Raw genomic sequence first — 16,242 nt, 5'->3', positions numbered from 1 at the left:
GGTACATCGCCATCGTCCTGATCCCGATTTCCTCGCCCGTCGGAGAGACACCGTGTCCGTCATCTTCGTGGGTGCCGATCTACCCACTTTTTTGTGTGATTCCTCTGTTCACTTAGCAGTAACAGAGTATTGTATGTCACTAGCTGATGCACACAGACCGACGAACACGCGCGAGCGGTATCGCTTGATGACTGACGCGGCCTCCCGGCCGTTTGCGGTCGGCGCCGTCGCCGTTCCCTTGGTACTGCCCGTCTTGGGCTACCTCTCAGGTGATGTCCGAATCATGTTTACTGTCCACCTTTTCCTCGGTGCATTCTGGTTCGGGACTGCGGTACTCGGCGCGGTCGTGCTCGGCCCCGTGATGGGGAATCTCTCCGAGGAAGCCAACGTCGAGTTCGCCGAGGGCTTCGTCCCGAAGATGAACCTGCTGATGGAACCGGTCTCGGTCGGTGTGGTCGGCTCGGGGATTGGGCTCGCCAGTATGATGGGGCTGTGGGCATCTCCGACCCCATCGCTGTGGGCGGCACTCGTCCTTGCGATTGCGCTGCTCATTCTCGGGTTCGGCCCACTTCACAAATTCACCGCAGGCATGTTCGACGAGATTGCCGCCGACGATACTGACCACGAGCGCCTCGCCGCCCTGAACAAGAAGTACGGGATGCTGAGTCTGGTCGAACTCGTCCTGATGATCGCCATCGTCGCCACGATGTCCGGTCTCCGCTGGGGCTTCTAACACCGAGTCCACTGCCGAACAGTTCTCGTTTTTCGTTCGGCCCTGTCCTCTACCACTGTCTCCCGGAGGTAGTACCGACAACTTTGACGCGGCTGCCGCTTCAGGGAGGACATATGGCTGTTGACATCGCTATCTCTGATACGCTCGTTCTCACGGTCGACGAGCGCAACCGTCTGTACGAGCGTGGGACGGTGCTTGTCGACGACGGTCGCATCGCGGAGGTGCGAAAGTCCGAGGACGGCGATGGGGAAATCGAAGCCACGCACACGATCGACGGCGACGGAAAACTGGTGATGCCGGGACTGATCAACGTCCACACCCACCTCGAACTGACACCGCTGATCGGTGCGTTCAGCGACCTCGATCTGCTGGAGATGATGGGCAGTATGACGGCTATCTACGGCCGCCTCGGCGAGGGTGACTTCGACTATCTGGTCGAGTCGGGATACGAGCTTGCCGCCTTGAATTTCCTACTCGGGGGCGTCACGACGATCAACTCGATGGATGTCCGGCCGAGTGCGGGCGCGGAGACGTTCGGCGAGGCGGGACTCCGCGGCTTCTTCGGCCCGACCATCACAGACTTGTTCTGGGACGTTCCCGTCGACGAGCAGTTCGACCGCGCTCGAACGTTCATCGACAAGTACCATGACAGCTACGACGGGCGGATCCGGGCAACGATCTGCCCGCACGACGATTGGTCGTGTACGCGCGGCCTGTGGGAGCGCACGGCCGATCTCGCCGCCGAATATCCCGGCCTGCTCGTCCACACCCATCTACTGGAACTCGAGGAGAGCAACACGATGGCGCGGGCGAACGGCGGCGAGGATTCGCTCGATCTGCTCGATGACGTCGGATTGCTCGACGACCGGCTGGTTGCAGCGCACTTCCGCGTCGCCGATGAGGAGGATATCGAGCGGACTGCCGCAGCGGACGCGTCCGTGGCACACTGCCCGTCGGTGTTCTGCTACTGGAACCCGGACGCCGAGATGCAGTGGACGCCCGTCCCGGAACTGCGAGAGGCAAATGTCGACGTCGGATTGGGCATCGACGACCACTACTGGCACGACTCCTACAGCATGTTCGGCGAGGCCCGACAGGCCCGCCTCGCGGCCAACGTCAAGCGGACGACCGGCCAGTTCTCCTCGATGGAACTGGTGCGGATGCTGACGATCGACGGGGCTCGTGCGCTGGGTGTTGGCGACGAAATCGGGAGCATCGAACCGGGCAAGCGGGCGGACATCATCCTCCTCGATGTGGACAAGCCGAAGTTCACGCCGCTAACCAACGTACCTGCCCACGTCGTGAACAACGCCGCGCCGGGAGACGTGGAGACGGTCATCGTCGACGGAGAAGTCGTGATGCAAGATGAAGTACCGGAGACGATGGAGGCCGACGCGGTACAGCAGCGCGTGAAGGAGGCAGTCGAACGCTTTGCCGACGAGACAGGATGGGAACTGGACATTGGAGGCGGTGAACCACCGGGGTCGGTCGAGACGATCCGAGACCTCCCCAAGCGTGGGCCAGCCCGCCTGCTCTCCCGTCTCGCCCTCCAATCGGCGCGTGACAAGTTCCCCTTCTGATCGACTATGTCCACGTCACCGTTCCCTCCCGGGTACGTCCGGTTCGATGATGTCCACAGCTCGATGCCGGAGCCACGCCGAGTGCAGGTCTCCGAATCGGTCGCATTAGAGACGATACATATGGACGAGTCGGATCCAGCAATCGTGTTCGTCCACGGTGGCCTCGGTTCGCTGTGGAACGCGTATCCGCAATTGGACGCGTTCGAGGGCGAGCGGGAACTGGTGACGTATTCGTTAGCCGGAAACGGCAACTCCACGACGCGTCCCGAGCAGTCGCTCGCCGGGCACGTCACCGACCTCCGGAATCTGCTCGACGCGCTCGGCATCGACCGACCGATCGTCCACGGCCACAGTTACGGCACCGCCATCGCGCTCGAATACGCCAAACGCCATCCGACGGCTGGCCTCGTGCTCCACGCAGGGGGTGATCACGACCTCACGCCGGCGTGGGAGAAACCGCTGTTACGGCTGTTCCTCGCGCTGCGGCTGTATCACCTGCCCGCAAACGACGCGCTCATCCGCCAACTGGCCTACAGCGTCGGCTTTCACGAGGAGACAGCCGAGGCCGTCGTCGAGGACTTCCTCCAATCAAACCCCCTGCCGCGCCGCCGCTCGGCGTGGACGACCGTGACCGAGGCGTTCTGGGGCTACGACGGACGCCCCGATACCGAGCGGGTCGACGTGCCCGCGCTCGTCATCCACGGCCCTGCCGACGGGATCGTTCCGGTCGATGCGGCACGCGGGACTGCGCGTCGACTCCCCGACAGCGTGTTCTGCCGGATGGAGCGCACCGGTCACGTCGCGATGATCGAACGGCCGGTTGCGTACAATCGGCTCCTCCGAGCACTCATCACGACCGTCGAAGAGGGGCATAATCTCGAATCGGCAGTTCGAGACCAACTTGGTGAGTGCAACAGCGTGTAGTTGATCTTCCCCCACGAACACGTTGTTCCCGCCGTTCGCCCGGAACTTCTGACGAGAACGGGATAGCTGGCTTGGCGTAATAATCCGCAATCAAGCGTGTTCGGTTCCAGTAATCTCGAAGCGTGCCCCACCAGCCTCGCTTTCTGTGATAGTGATATTCCACCCGTGAGCGTCAACGATCTGCTTGACGATGCTCAGACCGAAACCCGTCCCGTCATCTGCAGTCGAGTATCCTGCATCGAACACCGACTCGCGCTCGTCCGCCGGAATCCCCGGGCCGTCATCTGCAACGTAGAACCCGTCTTCAAGGTCACCAATCGTTACTGTAACGTCATCACCACCGTGTTCGACGGCATTGTGAATGAGATTTTCTATTAGCTGCTGGAGACGGCTTCGGTCGGCTCGGATCGTCTTGTCGGTCGTGATCTCGAGCGTTGCCTCGGCCGTTTCGACGTGTTGCCAGCACGCCTCACAGACTTCCCTAAGACCAACCTCTTCCATCTCGCTCACTCTGTCACCCTCGCGAGCTAGCGTCAAGATGTCCTCGATCAGCGCATCCATCCGGTCGAGTGCTCGCTCGATGGGCGCTACCTGTTCGGTTTCACAGTCGTCTTTTAGGAGTTCTAGTCGCCCCTCGGCCACCTGTAGTGGATTCCGCAGATCGTGGGAGACGATGCTGGCGAACTCCTCGAGACGTTCGTTCTGACGCGTCAGTTCCGCCTCGCGAGCGCGTATTTCCTCAGTCCGCTCGACCTGTTCAAGTGCCGCTGTAATGTTGCTGGCCAAAATCTCCGCGAGGACGCGATCCTCATCGTCGAAGGTTGCCGCCGTTGGTGAGCTGGCAATCAAAATCCCCGCTTCCCCGAGTGGAAGGATGAGTTCACTCCGCACCGGGGAGTCCGGATTGTAGATCTCCGGATTATCGTGGACATCCTCGATTGCACGTCCCTCGCCTTGTTCGTAGACACGCCACGCGATGCTGTCTTCGCCCGTGAACGCCGGTGGCTCACCGATGAGATCGTGTCCAGCATCGGTCTGCGCGACAGGAACGAGCCCGTCCTGCTCATCGTACAGATGAATCGCACTCGCCTCCAACCCCAGCACGTCGGCAGCCGCCTCAACGCCAATCTCGGCGACATCCGTCCGCGTCTCAGCGGCCATCAGCTCCGGCGTCGTTTCGTTGAGGGTTGCAAGGCGTGTCTCGCGCGTCTTTCTCGCGGTGATATCACGGTAGACCCACAGATGCCCGTCACCTTCCGAGAGTTCGATTGGATGGTAGCTCCGTGCATAGGTCTGCCCGTCAGCAAGTTCCAGTTCCTCGTTGTACACCGGCTCCTGCCCAGCGATCAGCTCGTCGATCCGGTCGACGAACGCCTCGGAGTCAGCGAACGTGTCACTGACATCCGCCGCGAGTTGGGCACAGTCCGTGCCGCGAATCTCATCGGGGGAACCCGGCAGGTCGAACAGCTCGAACATCTGTTCGTTGACAGCGACGACGTTACGTTGTTCGTCTTCGGCTAGCACGCCGACCGGAAGTGTATCGAATAACGTCGACAGGAGCGCGTTCGTTTGTTCGAGTTCCCGCTCGTACTCCTTTTGTTCTGTAATCTCGCGGTCTGAGATGATGAGCGAGACCACGTCATCCTCCTCATCGCGGACAGGTCTGAAGACTCCCTCGACCGTATATTGTTCACCCCCGGGCTGGACGAGGTCGGTCTCAAACTCCACGTATTCACCATCTGCCGCCCGCTCGATCCAGCCTTTCACGTCTTCTTGGAGGCTCTCTGAATAATTGAACCACGGCGTCTCCCAGAACGGTTCGTCCGTCACGTCCTCCCGTGTGGCGTCAACGTAGTCCATCGCTGTCTCGTTGATTTCGAGAACTGTCCCGTCCGTGTCGATCAGCCCGACGAGGATATTCGGATCGTCGAAGATCGCTTGATAGCGACGTTCCTTTTGCTTGAGTTCTTGCTCTCGCTCCTTGTACTCGGTAATTTCGCGAGCGATACCGATTACTTGGCGTGACTCACCACGGGATTCATTCTGGACAGAGACGGTATCCCGAATCCAACGTACATCGCCCATCTCGGGTGTTGTCCGGTACTCTAATTGGCCGCCATCCCTCTCACCGTCGACCAGTTGTTGGTAGAATTGCTGGAATTGGTCGCGGTCGTCAGGGTGTACCGCCTGCGCGAGATGGTCTTCCCACGTCGGCACCTCGTCTGCCGACAGCTCGAAAAACTCGTTGTAGGCCCCGTGTCGAACGACTTCGTCTGTGTTGCAGTCGATCTCGAAGATCACCGAGTTCGTGTGTTCGAGCGCGAGTTGCATCCGCTCGCGCGTGCGTTCAAGTGTGCGCTCGTGTGTCTTGCGCTCGGTCACATCCGCTGCGATACCGAGGACGGCCTGATCATCGACATCGCCGAACTCGTACGGCTGTAATCGCGGTTCGAAGATGTGTGTCTCACCATCTGGATCGGCAATTTCGACCTCAGGAACTCGCTGTGTCGTCTCATCTTCGAGTACTTCGTCCAGATGGCGTCGAAATTGGTCAGCAGCCGACGCGTCAAGAACCTCCGCGATATTCGACCCTTCAATATCTTCAACAGTCGTGTCGTGGAACGTCGCGAGTGCTTCATTCGCCAGCAGGTAGTTCCCTTCCTCGTCAACCACATAGAGAAGATGAGGAAGGGCATCGACGATCTCGCGCAATCGTTGCTCGCTTCGTTCGACTCGCTCCTGTGCCCGATGGTGTTCGACAGCGTTCGTGATGCGGTTCGCAAGTACCGTGTACTGGTCGGTGCCACCTTCCTTCTGGAGGTAGTCGGTCACGCCAGCAGAGATGGCATCGCTGGCGACCTCTTCTGAACCCTTGCCAGTGAAGAGGATGAACGGCAGTTCGGGATAGTGCTCCCGGACGGATTGGAGGAACTCAATCCCGTTCTGTCCGGGCATCTCATAATCCGATACCACACAGTCGAACTCGTTCTGTTCGAGTTCCTCTTTTCCATCACTCGCACTGGTGGCTGTTTCGACGGCGAACCGGTCGTCCTCACGTTCAAGGAAAGTAGCGGTCAGATCAGCGAAATCAGGTTCGTCGTCGACGTGAAGAACCTGAATGGAGTCTGGAGAGCCGTTGCTCATTACATACAGCGTGATTGAGACAACCAATAACGGTTGGGACGTGAGTATCGAGACTGAGTTCGCTCACCTCCATTTTACTCCCTGATTGCCCAACACCGTTGAAGTGGTCAATCAGGTGTTTATGACACGCTCGTGTACTAAGCGGATCGTAATCGTCCCACTCATCGCCTCAAACGCGGATCGACCAATAGTGGCGGGCCCGAGTGCGATATTCGTCGACGCGGTTGTTCCACTCCGCATAAGGCATACTATTGGGGGCGTTTCGGAGCAATAGAGTCACGACGACGATGAAGTACCTTCACTCGGACTCGGACACCCGAGGGAGTTCAGTCGAATAAATCTGATAATATTCGCAGTTTTCACCCATTCTATTTGATATTCGAAAAACTGATGCATCGAGATCTACAGCTTCGATGTATGAGTGGAGACGGCGGAGAGCCAATTAAGCGATATGTGACCTGTTCAAAGGCCGGTTGCGACAATCAAATTGGCCGGGAACACGATTTCTGTCCCATACATCGAGAATAATGTTAGATGATGAGAAACGAATGCTCCAAGGAGTTTGTAGGGAAAGTGGTTGTGACAATCGTATTGGTCGGGAACACGATTACTGCTTCAAACACCGGGAGCTTAATCCGCTCCGCTATGTCTGATGACAAAGATAAATTGAGTATATCGGCTAATGTTAAAGTATGCCTCGAAGATGGCTGTGAAGCCAGCATTGGGCGAGAACACAAATTCTGTCCGAAGCACCGAGAGTGATTATGCCGGACGATGATCCCTTTGAAATTGATCAAAAGCTTAGCTTGTGTGCTAAGTCGGGGTGTGACACTCCCATAGGCCGAGAACACGATTTCTGTCCAAAACATCGGGATTGAGTATGTCTGACGACGAATTTGAAACTGCGGCATTACAGAAGACCTGTGCTGAATCAGGATGTAAAACTGCAGTGGGGCGAGAACACGACTACTGTTTTGAACACCGTGAATAGTTAGATGATTTCCATAGGATTGGTATATCTCATTCTACTTGGCATTTTTATATTCGTTCCCGCTGGTCAGATTTTAATCAATCCAGCGTCGACTACTGAATCTCCCTCCTCTAAGGATTCAATGTCGGTGGTTGATCGAACAGCATCAGAATCGATCGCCCTGTTTGCTATCGTATTAGTGGTGATTCAGTTTATACTGGAAGGTGACCAGATGGGCTACTATCAGGAGCTTACGATTGGAGTCCTGACTGTCTGTGCTGGCTTCTTGATGCTCACGTTCATTCTAGAACTCTTTAGCGACATTCGAGTAGTCCTATTCCATCTACAAATCACAGCTCTCAGATACTCCGGCCTGCTTCTGTTTTCTGGATTGTTTTTCCTCCTCCAATCATACAAATTGAATCCGCAAATACAGCTACTATTCGGTATGTTCGTTCTCATTTCGTGGATCACTTGGGTAGTCCACGAACTGAATTACCTATTTAGAATCCAGCGTAGGGAGTGGAATAACAGAGATATAGATAGAGGTGAGTGGTTCCGCAAAGCAATTCGCAAAAGGTTCCCATCCTCGTGAGGTCTTCCCCTTCTCACAAACACTAACCCACCTCCCTTGCATCTCCACGTATGACCAACAACCCGTTCTGGGACGCGGCGGAGGACGCCCTCCGCGGTGAACGCGTCCGCGTCCACACGACCGACGGAACGTACACCGGTCTTCTCACCCTGTTTCACTATCAAGACCACGCGGTATTGCTGAGGGACGTCACGACGCCCGACGGCGACGCGACACCGGCCACACTTGTCGAGAACCCTCGTTCCATCGAACAGCAGCCCGAGACGGCCAGCCGCGAGGTCGCTACCGTCGACGTGGACGTGATTGCATCCCAGCCGTACAGCGTGCGCGAGTACGACTCCCCGGACTTCGCGGCGTTCGTGCGACAGGTGCGCAGCGATGGTGGCCTCACGAATCTCCCGCTACTTCGCCCGCTCGATGGCGGCCACGATGCAACGCATCAGGTCGTCTCCGGCCACCGACGCGTCGAGGCGCTCCGCCGCGCCGGCATCGATGAACATCCCGTCGAGGTGGAGTCGTTCACCGATTGGGCGGCCACGAGACGGTTCATCGACGAGCACTTCCCCGTGACCGACTCGGAGCGAGAAAACTGCACGGACTCGAGGAGTGGTTGGTATTCACCAGAGCTGATGCAGGCTTCGTACGAGCGGCTTCGAGAGGAGTGGGGGCGAGAGAAGCTGCTTGGACATCCAGCTATCAAGGCAAACGAGGCGATTCTCGAAGCGGCCGACGGCACGGCAGCGGACGTTCACGACGTGTTGACCGAGGCTCGATCTGAAGGGGGTGGTGCGGATGAGTCCACCGAGGAAAGTGAAACACCCGAGGTTGATGATGTGGTGGCGGACTTGGCGGCTGATTCTGATGCCGGTGAAGAGCGGATCAGAGACGATGTGACGACGCTTCGAGAGCACGAGGTGCCGCTCGATGCGGTCAAGGGCGCCCTCCGTCGGAAATACGCTGGCGAGTAGACCGGTTCGACGAGCGCAACGAGAGCAGGAGAGGTCGCGTGTTGTTCATCGAAGTAGCGTCTCGCCGTCGAGTTGCACCTCATCGTGTGCGATCGGATCACCGGTCTGCACGGCGTCAAGCATCTCGTTCACCGCATCTGGCCTGTTCTCCTCGGGAACGTTCGCGATCACGTTGATTAACAGCCACGCCATCCCATCCACCTTGTCCTCCAAGTGGTACGCGCTTGAGGAGATCGCGCCGCGGCTCACGTCATCGAGTTGCTCCGCCATCTCGGCGTGCGAGTCGATGCCGTGCAGGTAGCACGCCAGAATCTCTGACTCTCTGGTTCCGATCGGGCTGTTCTCGTCGATCAGCTTCGCCAACTCGTCGATGCTTCGCGTCGGTTGTTCCTCAACCTCTTGCGGGTCTTGTCCCTCGAGCAGCAGGTCGATGTCGCTCGCATCCAGTTCCCTTGCACGCCACGCAACGCGAGCGGCCTCGCCACTTTCGTCCACTTCATCGAAGACGGCGACGAACTCCTCCAACTCGGGATACAGCCACGAATCATTCAGTTTGGCGGCCCTGCTCCACACGCCGCGGGATTCGAGAAATCGCTTCGCTCGCCGTCGCCCGATGGGAATGAACCGTTCCTCGGGCGGTTCCTCGGCGTAGTAAACCGTCTGCTCGGTCACCTCCGCCTGCACTCGCTTGACCCTCTCTCGCTCCAGCTCGGAGCAGAACGTCACCTCCCATCCCTCGCTCTCCGCCACCTCGACCGCCGCCTCCGGAGCGTCGTCCTCGACGGCCAAGAGGAACGGCTCGTCTGCGGCCTCCCAACAGCGGTACGTCTCCATCTCGTCAGCCTCGTCGGGGATATCAGTCGCAACCAGCACGTGGTCGTGGTCTTTCTCGCTCGATACCTCGTTCAACTCGAACTCTGTGAACACCTCCAACAGATAGTATGTTATCTGACAGTAAATATCATTTCGTGGTGGCGTGACGAGGGATCAGACGATGATGGTATGTTCGGAATCCCGGACAGTACGGTGGTTCTCCGTCCATCTATTCGGCGTCGAAGCGGTCGGAGACCTGATCGGCAAACTCGCCCTCTTCCACGTCAAGGTAGCCGACCTGCCGTCCGTCAACATACACGTGGCCCTCAAAGTCGTACAGTTCGATCTCGCAATCCCCCAGCGTAAAGCAGACTCCCGGGGGGCGGCCCCACGACTCCTCGGTGGGGTACTCCGCGCTTCGCCACTCCACGTCCTCCACACATTTGTCTACCCATTCCTCGACGCGATCTGGCTCGTCGTGAGCGCACTCGATAAGCCACGCCACGGGCGGCGTATCGTCTGGTACATCCCGTGATGCACGTTCCACGACCGAGTCGACGGCGAGCGCAAGCGAAGCCATCGCTTTCTGATGTGCTGTGTCCATATTCGTGGCTATCGTGGTGGGACTGATAAGAACACCGTCAGAACAGGCGACAGTCCCATGGCATCTCAAAGCACCTGTTACAGGGCTATCTGAACTTCTTGAGTGTGACCCTCAACATCGACGACCGATTCGACTTGGCTTCCTGAAACGATACGAGGCAACCGCGAGGAGGCGTGGCGACAGTTGGAGCGATCTTTCGACCGACCTGCCTCAAATGCGCGAAAAAGAAAGGAAGGAAGTCGTCAGTCGATGCGCTCGATGGTTTCCACGACGCCGAGCGTCTCTCGTCGCTCTTGCCCATCCTCGATGTCGTCGCAGTACGTCACGTCGAGTTCTGACCATCCCCGCGAGAGCCTCGTGGCCCCCACGGAGACGCTGCACCAGACCGAGCCGATCTCGTCTGCGGTCTCCTCGTCAATCGCCACGACGACGGTGACGTTTCGGTCTTCCTCGCGATCCGTGTCGAGGTACACGTCCATCCAGTCGATGACGCCCTCGACGACGTGAGCGTTCTCGGTCTCGATGCGCACTTCATCGCCATCATCGAAACCATCGAGTTTGCTGATGAGGTGTGGTATCCCCACATAGGTACTAGGCACTGGAGTGACATAACCCCACTGTCTCGACACCCGCCGATTTCACGTGTTTCAACGCCTGTAATCGGCTTCAAGTGTTTCTCGTCTCGTTTTCTCGACTTGTTCTATGTCTCAGGTACACGGGTACCAGCGTTTTCACAGGTACACAGGTACCAAGGATTCGCCTAGAGTCGGTCTCGAGATCGAACTTGAGAAAGTCAACGTTCTCCGTGGTTCTTCGACATCATCGCGGCGGACAGACGCATCATATCCTCGCTCCGCCGCCACATCCCGCCCGCAACCGTCGTCGCGTTCGACACGGGGTGTTCGTGCATATCCTCGACGATCCGCTCAACGCCGTCCTGTGCGCTGTCCCACACGCCCTCATCGATGAATTGCACGCACGACTCCGCGAACCCGATCTGCAGCCACCGCGTCACCTCGGAGGTGTCAACCTTGTCATCAACGCCGTACTCGCGCAGCAGTTCGGGTACGGCGTCTTTCGCCGCGTCGAACAAATCCCCGACCGTCCCGCTTGACACTCCGCGCTCTATCAACTCGCCCCGGGCCTCATCGACGGAATTGAATTGGGGTTTGACGTCAGTCATTCCAACGTGAAATCGGCGTCAAAGCTGTTCTCGAAGCCGTCCTCGATGTTCTCGTCTTGCTCTCTTTTCGCCACAGCGACTGAGATGGAGCGTTCTATCCCGTCGACGTCGTTGAATCGCTCCAGCACCTCGTCTGGATCGGTCTCGCCGTGCTTGACCTGTTGGAGGGTCTCTCGCATTTCGTTCACACGTGATGGCACGCCGCTGAACACCTTGAAAACCCGCTTTCCAGAGTCTGAAAGTCAGGATACTGATTTGACGCTCGTCCGCGTACGTGCGGCCGTGAACAGTGAGGACGTCCGCCTACTCCAGCAGCTCCTCGCCAACCGGCACGGTTCGCTGTCGCTCTCGGAACTTGCGGCGTGGAACAGAGAGAGTGAAAGCGAGCTGGAGCAGCATCTGCAGGACTTGCAGGCACGAGGCCTCGTGACGACGTTGATGGGCGACACCACGTACTACGCAGTCACCGAGTTCGGCATCCAGTTGTTGAAGCAGATTGGGCACTACGAGCAGATCGGCATCCTCTACGATATGTATGAGGCAGCAGAGACAGAAGTGAAGACTGGAGACCGTCCACAACCGGAGTGGCTGTAGCCGTGCCCGGGGACGTTCGGGATGTGGGGCTCGTGATTCGCGTGGGCAGCGACTCGTCCATCTTCGAGGTGGCCGAGGAACACGAGGTAAGTGAGGCAGACGTCCGCGATGCGGTGGAGTGGGCTGCCGAACACCCTGCCGAGGTGCAGGAGATCATCGAGGAGCGTGCGGAGTCGCTCGCCGACTTGGAGCGGGAGTACCCCGGCGGGGTTGATCCGCCCCGGGAACAGTCCGCGGCGGATTACAGGGAGCGGCAACTCGACGCGCTTGACGCGATTGTCGAGCAATTCGAGTAGTCACTCGCCGTTCAACAGTCTCTCCACCCACTCCGAGAAGTCGCCGCCCTCGTTGACGCACTCGTCTAGATCCACGACCGTACCCTCGCTTGCGTGCCATCGTTTCCCTCGGTAGTCGCGCTCGTTCATAGGTAGTCGATCAACTCGCCGATGTCTACGTGGTTGTCCTCATCGGTGAGCAGCGGCGCCCGCTTCCGAGCCACTTCCCAGTCCGTTTGATTGTCGCTCACAATCGGGAGTGCGACGCCCTGCCGGAAAAGAGCACCCGGGTGTGTTACACGTCGAACTCCTCAACAGCGTCAACGACTTTCATATCCCAGTCCCACTCAATCTCGCTCCAACTCACTTCTTCCTCATAACCGTCGCAGAACCGCACGTGGACGGTTTCCTCTCCAGAGGCACGGGTATCGAACGCCTCGTCGTACTTTTCCCGGGGCACATACACGTCGTAGACGCGCGATAGTGGAGTGACGCCCGCTGACTGTGACACCTTCCACGACATCTGATACGCGGCGTAGACGCGCTCCGCGGTGGTATTCGGCCACTCGTCGATCTGATCCACATCGTTGTAAGCAGAATACGTGGTGAAGGCAGCCTCGCTGAACAGCAGCGCGTTGGCCATAAAGACGGGGAGTTGTTGATGGACGTTGCGGACGATGACGTCGAGCGACTGCAAGACGTACCCGGGTTTCGACGCGGAGGGATACGTCGAGTAGAGCTGTATCTCGTCGTGGTGGGGACTTCGGAACCTTATTTGACCGTGTACTGCCATTCTCTGCATTTGATAGTTGATTCGTGGCTCAGAAAAGGGCACTGTCTCGGGGTTTACCGCTGAAATTCTAAGTTTGAAGTGAGTGGTGAGGTGGTGGAATGATAAGACCTACTATATGTTCAGAAGTGTAAAAGAACTAATATTAGGTGATGGCAGGTGATACCCCTGCTTCAGAGGAGAAGGTTCAGACGACGGTCTACATCACCCGCGAGCAGCGGGAATGGCTTGACCGGCACGACGTGTTGACGCTCTCCAGCATCGTGCGCAAGCAGATTGACGAGCTAATGGATGCGGATGGAATCGTCGCCACGGTTGATCCCGACGAATTCGAGTTCGACACCGCGTCCTCACATACCAGTGCGGGGGAGTCGTCGTGATTCACAGGCTGGTTCTCTCTTTGCTGCTGTGGCTGGCGGGCACGGCGGTGTTGGCCGTCTCACTTGCCCCGGGTGTTGTCTCACCCGCACTAGTGTTTGCGGGAATGCAGTTGTTGCCGCCTCCAAGCGATTTCGTCGTGGGGAAGTGAAGAATGAAGGACGCGAGGAAACGAAAGACGTGAGCAGCGTCGGTGGCACCCTCCCAAAGGAGCCAGCCTGTCGTCCCGCTTCCCGGCGGGACGCAATTCCGAGTATGGAGGTCGTGTGTGAAAAAGGCCGGCGTGCAGCAGGTGCAGAAGGAGGCTGGCCGGGGTTTATGTTCCTCGGTAGCTTAGACATATGTAAGATGAAGGAAGCAACGATTGACAAGGAGATCATCGAGGTCGAGGCCGAGAAGTTGGCTGACAGGTCACCGTTCACGGAGGAACAGAGCAAGGTGCTTCTCTGCCGTCAGAGAGGGATGACGCTGGAGGAGATCGCAGATGTTCTGGGAAAGGCGGATGGCACCGTTCGATCACACTGGCAGAGATGTCGAGAGGTGTGGTGTCAGTCGGTTTGGGTGGAGCAGAACTTCGGGCCGGAGGAGTTCGGGTTCAGTTCGGATTCGGATGCCGTCGAGTATCTGACCGAGTGACTTTCCTATTTTAGAAATTACTTGTATCTAAACCCACCTATCAGGACGTAAGGTATTTACAATCTCTAACTCTTACCAGTAGGTAAGAAGAGAAAGAGCAGAAGAGGTGACACAAAAATGGGAACCAGACGTTCGAAGGCGAGTCAGATTCAAACAATATCGGAATGCCCCACGGAGCAGGGAAGTACCGCACCACGCTCCCGCGACGCGGCCGAAGTCCGCATTCGAGCGGGGGCGCAGGACGGGAGCAGCCCGCCTCTCCCCCGGTTTCACAGGGTGCTTGGCGGGTGACAGGGACTAAATAGGACTCTGAAACTCTGCTACGAGGGAGGTTTCGCTTAGCGCCCCACTCGGGGAAGCAAGCCCGGAACGCACGCACGCAAGCCGTGAGCGACTCGGCGAACGTGCGTGCGCACTTGTTGGTGGTTATCCTACTTCATCGGGGCGTACTCGTCCCGGGAGACCGCGTCTGGTGACCGTCCCCTCGAGGGGACGCGGGGTTCGAGTCCCCGGCGGTCAGTACGACTTGGACGTTCTGGAGGTGATTCGGAAGGCAACCACTATCTGCAAACTATGACAGTCAACATCCGCACGAACGAGTTCGGTGACGTCGTCGTCGTGACGAGAGACAAGTATGGAAACGGAAACAAATACAAGTTCCACAAACTTTTCGATGAGGAGGATGCCGTCGCGCCGAAACCTTCGGAAAAAGTGACCCACACAGTGCGAGAGGAACTTGAGGACGCGGGATACACGGTGTACGGGGAAGATGACGTGAACTACTGTATCTATGATGGCTTCTACATCAAAACGAGCCGCGTCTACAGGAGCGAACCGCCCGCAGTCCTCAAGACGACGTGGCATCGTCCCGATCTACTCGATGGCATCTTCGTTGAAGCAATCGAGGCTCACGGCGTCGAGACATACGCTTTCAAGAACACCGACGATGGCCTGATGTACGTGGGCGGCGACACATCAAGACCGCACCGCGAGAAGGACATCAGCGAGGTTCCCAACGAGATCGTCGAGAGGTTGGAGGACGAGGGCTTCGAATTTCGACGAGACGGGTGAGGTGTGGACGCAACTAAGCCTCGATACAGCCGCGTGATATAGACTCGCCTCACAGGCGGGACGCGACCTTGACTCGGATGCTTCTGCGGCGACTCTGGAGGTGATTCTCGACACTCGACAGCCAGCATTCGATTTCCCGCAACTCAAACTATGACAGACAACTCTGAAGATATGTATGCCACTCTGAACGGGACAAGCGAGGGAGATGTCGTTGAACTGGACTTCCTGAACCAGCACGGTGAGAAAGATGGAGCGGCGGTTCTGCGCATCGACGAGAAAGTACAAGAGTTCGGTGACGGCGGAGGCAAGATTATCTGCCGGAACGACGTTGACGATAGAGTCCACGTGATCCTTGAAAACGTGGACTATGCAGCAGACGGCCCGCTATTCGTCGAAGAAAAAGATGCCAGATTTTGGTCAAGAGCAGAGGTTGACTGCATCTACGACTGACCGAACGATTGCCTGCTGAACGCTTGACTCGGTTCACAACCGGGAGCGGGCCTCACGACTCGGCTGTTCTCCGGCGACTAGAGGTGATAACGACTACTCAATTATGTCCGACAACAACATCGACATCACGGTCAAGAGCAGAGCACACAGACAGTACCGAGCGATCACGTCCCGCTACGAGGTCTTGGTTCTCGACGTTTCCGACGCGGACGTGGTGTACGAGTCAGACGAGATCGAGATGCCCATCTCGGAAGTTGAACACTTCGACTTCCCCGGCATTCACGACTTCACTCGGGTGTTCCTCAAAGGCAACCGAGTGTGGGCGGAGACGGTTGACCGGGAAGTCGACGTCGACGTCGACGGCGACGAGGTGCGGTGGGTGTACTGCCACCTCGAGCAGGAGGACGACGGCTCCACGATGTGGCATATAGATGATACCACGGCTCCCGAACCGGCGGACGAGTGGCCAGAGGAAGCCATTCACGGCGAGACGATCTGGACGCGGGACTGCTGAACAACAACTCCCTCACGTTC

At 57.9% G+C, this 16,242-nt stretch carries 19 protein-coding genes and 1 pseudogene; 11 read left to right on the top strand and 9 right to left on the bottom strand.

What is annotated here, in order from left to right; translation table 11 throughout:
• The first annotated feature begins 187 nt into the window (after positions 1 to 187).
• The 3 genes from ACMGFG_RS12140 (at position 188) to ACMGFG_RS12130 (ending at position 3,237) form a co-directional block, all read left to right on the top strand.
• The gene (locus tag ACMGFG_RS12140; RefSeq protein WP_436930592.1) at positions 188 to 733 is read left to right on the top strand and encodes a hypothetical protein; all 546 of its coding nucleotides are present in this window, start codon (positions 188 to 190) and stop codon (positions 731 to 733) included.
• 113 nt (positions 734 to 846) lie between these two features.
• Entirely contained in the window at positions 847 to 2,313 is a 1,467-nt protein-coding gene (locus tag ACMGFG_RS12135) for an amidohydrolase family protein (RefSeq protein ID WP_436930616.1), read from the top strand.
• 120 nt (positions 2,314 to 2,433) lie between these two features.
• Positions 2,434 to 3,237: an alpha/beta fold hydrolase gene (locus tag ACMGFG_RS12130; protein ID WP_436930591.1), complete on the top strand. Its 804-nt coding sequence runs from the start codon at positions 2,434 to 2,436 to the stop codon at positions 3,235 to 3,237.
• A gap of 90 nt (positions 3,238 to 3,327) precedes the next feature.
• Here the strand turns inward: ACMGFG_RS12130 and ACMGFG_RS12125 are convergent, their stop codons facing one another.
• Positions 3,328 to 6,381, bottom strand: coding sequence for a PAS domain-containing sensor histidine kinase (locus tag ACMGFG_RS12125; RefSeq protein WP_436930590.1), 3,054 nt, complete (start codon positions 6,379 to 6,381; stop codon positions 3,328 to 3,330).
• A gap of 187 nt (positions 6,382 to 6,568) precedes the next feature.
• A pseudogene (locus ACMGFG_RS12120) lies at positions 6,569 to 6,670 on the bottom strand (hypothetical protein); the annotation flags it as partial.
• Positions 6,671 to 7,996: 1,326 nt separating this feature from the next.
• On the opposite strand from ACMGFG_RS12120, the gene ACMGFG_RS12115 reads away from it, so the two are divergent.
• Entirely contained in the window at positions 7,997 to 8,914 is a 918-nt protein-coding gene (locus ACMGFG_RS12115) for a ParB N-terminal domain-containing protein (RefSeq protein ID WP_436930589.1), read from the top strand.
• A gap of 45 nt (positions 8,915 to 8,959) precedes the next feature.
• Here the strand turns inward: ACMGFG_RS12115 and ACMGFG_RS12110 are convergent, their stop codons facing one another.
• The 5 genes from ACMGFG_RS12110 to ACMGFG_RS12090 form a co-directional block, all read right to left on the bottom strand.
• Positions 8,960 to 9,847 (bottom strand): hypothetical protein, encoded by an 888-nt coding sequence (locus tag ACMGFG_RS12110; protein ID WP_436930588.1) that lies wholly within the window; start codon positions 9,845 to 9,847, stop codon positions 8,960 to 8,962.
• 109 nt (positions 9,848 to 9,956) lie between these two features.
• A complete protein-coding gene (locus ACMGFG_RS12105; protein WP_436930587.1) occupies positions 9,957 to 10,331 on the bottom strand; it encodes a hypothetical protein in 375 nt (124 codons plus the stop codon).
• A gap of 242 nt (positions 10,332 to 10,573) precedes the next feature.
• Positions 10,574 to 10,915 carry a hypothetical protein gene (locus ACMGFG_RS12100; protein ID WP_436930586.1) on the bottom strand — a complete coding sequence of 114 codons (342 nt, stop codon included), beginning with the start codon at positions 10,913 to 10,915 and terminating at the stop codon, positions 10,574 to 10,576.
• A gap of 209 nt (positions 10,916 to 11,124) precedes the next feature.
• A complete protein-coding gene (locus tag ACMGFG_RS12095; protein ID WP_436930585.1) occupies positions 11,125 to 11,514 on the bottom strand; it encodes a hypothetical protein in 390 nt (129 codons plus the stop codon).
• Positions 11,511 to 11,693, bottom strand: coding sequence for a hypothetical protein (locus ACMGFG_RS12090; RefSeq protein ID WP_436930584.1), 183 nt, complete (start codon positions 11,691 to 11,693; stop codon positions 11,511 to 11,513). Before ACMGFG_RS12090 ends, ACMGFG_RS12095 begins: the two co-directional genes overlap by 4 nt.
• Positions 11,694 to 11,796: 103 nt before the next feature.
• Between ACMGFG_RS12090 and ACMGFG_RS12085 the strand changes: the two genes are divergently transcribed.
• Positions 11,797 to 12,108, top strand: a complete 312-nt coding sequence (locus ACMGFG_RS12085; protein WP_436930583.1) for a hypothetical protein — start codon at positions 11,797 to 11,799, stop codon at positions 12,106 to 12,108.
• A 2-nt stretch (positions 12,109 to 12,110) separates the two neighbouring features.
• The gene (locus ACMGFG_RS12080) at positions 12,111 to 12,404 is read left to right on the top strand and encodes a hypothetical protein (RefSeq protein ID WP_436930582.1); all 294 of its coding nucleotides are present in this window, start codon (positions 12,111 to 12,113) and stop codon (positions 12,402 to 12,404) included.
• Here the strand turns inward: ACMGFG_RS12080 and ACMGFG_RS12075 are convergent, their stop codons facing one another.
• Both ACMGFG_RS12075 and ACMGFG_RS12070 read right to left on the bottom strand, forming a co-directional pair.
• Entirely contained in the window at positions 12,405 to 12,533 is a 129-nt protein-coding gene (locus ACMGFG_RS12075; protein WP_436930581.1) for a hypothetical protein, read from the bottom strand.
• Between the two features lie 145 nt (positions 12,534 to 12,678).
• On the bottom strand, positions 12,679 to 13,185 hold the full coding sequence (locus ACMGFG_RS12070; protein ID WP_436930580.1) for a hypothetical protein: 507 nt from the start codon (positions 13,183 to 13,185) through the stop codon (positions 12,679 to 12,681).
• A 140-nt stretch (positions 13,186 to 13,325) separates the two neighbouring features.
• On the opposite strand from ACMGFG_RS12070, the gene ACMGFG_RS12065 reads away from it, so the two are divergent.
• From ACMGFG_RS12065 to ACMGFG_RS12045, 5 genes are all read left to right on the top strand, one after another.
• Entirely contained in the window at positions 13,326 to 13,553 is a 228-nt protein-coding gene (locus tag ACMGFG_RS12065; protein WP_436930579.1) for a hypothetical protein, read from the top strand.
• Between the two features lie 346 nt (positions 13,554 to 13,899).
• Positions 13,900 to 14,187, top strand: coding sequence for a helix-turn-helix transcriptional regulator (locus ACMGFG_RS12060; RefSeq protein ID WP_436930578.1), 288 nt, complete (start codon positions 13,900 to 13,902; stop codon positions 14,185 to 14,187).
• A 573-nt stretch (positions 14,188 to 14,760) separates the two neighbouring features.
• Positions 14,761 to 15,258: a hypothetical protein gene (locus ACMGFG_RS12055; RefSeq protein WP_436930577.1), complete on the top strand. Its 498-nt coding sequence runs from the start codon at positions 14,761 to 14,763 to the stop codon at positions 15,256 to 15,258.
• A gap of 150 nt (positions 15,259 to 15,408) precedes the next feature.
• A complete protein-coding gene (locus tag ACMGFG_RS12050) occupies positions 15,409 to 15,708 on the top strand; it encodes a hypothetical protein (protein WP_436930576.1) in 300 nt (99 codons plus the stop codon).
• A gap of 103 nt (positions 15,709 to 15,811) precedes the next feature.
• A complete protein-coding gene (locus ACMGFG_RS12045) occupies positions 15,812 to 16,222 on the top strand; it encodes a hypothetical protein (protein WP_436930575.1) in 411 nt (136 codons plus the stop codon).
• Positions 16,223 to 16,242 lie beyond the last annotated feature (20 nt).

Origin of the sequence: Halosimplex halobium, assembly GCF_051414055.1 — an archaeon.
Lineage (GTDB): Archaea > Halobacteriota > Halobacteria > Halobacteriales > Haloarculaceae > Halosimplex > Halosimplex halobium.
Note: the sequence above shows the minus strand (reverse complement) of the source record. Positions and strands in the feature narration are given on the sequence as shown.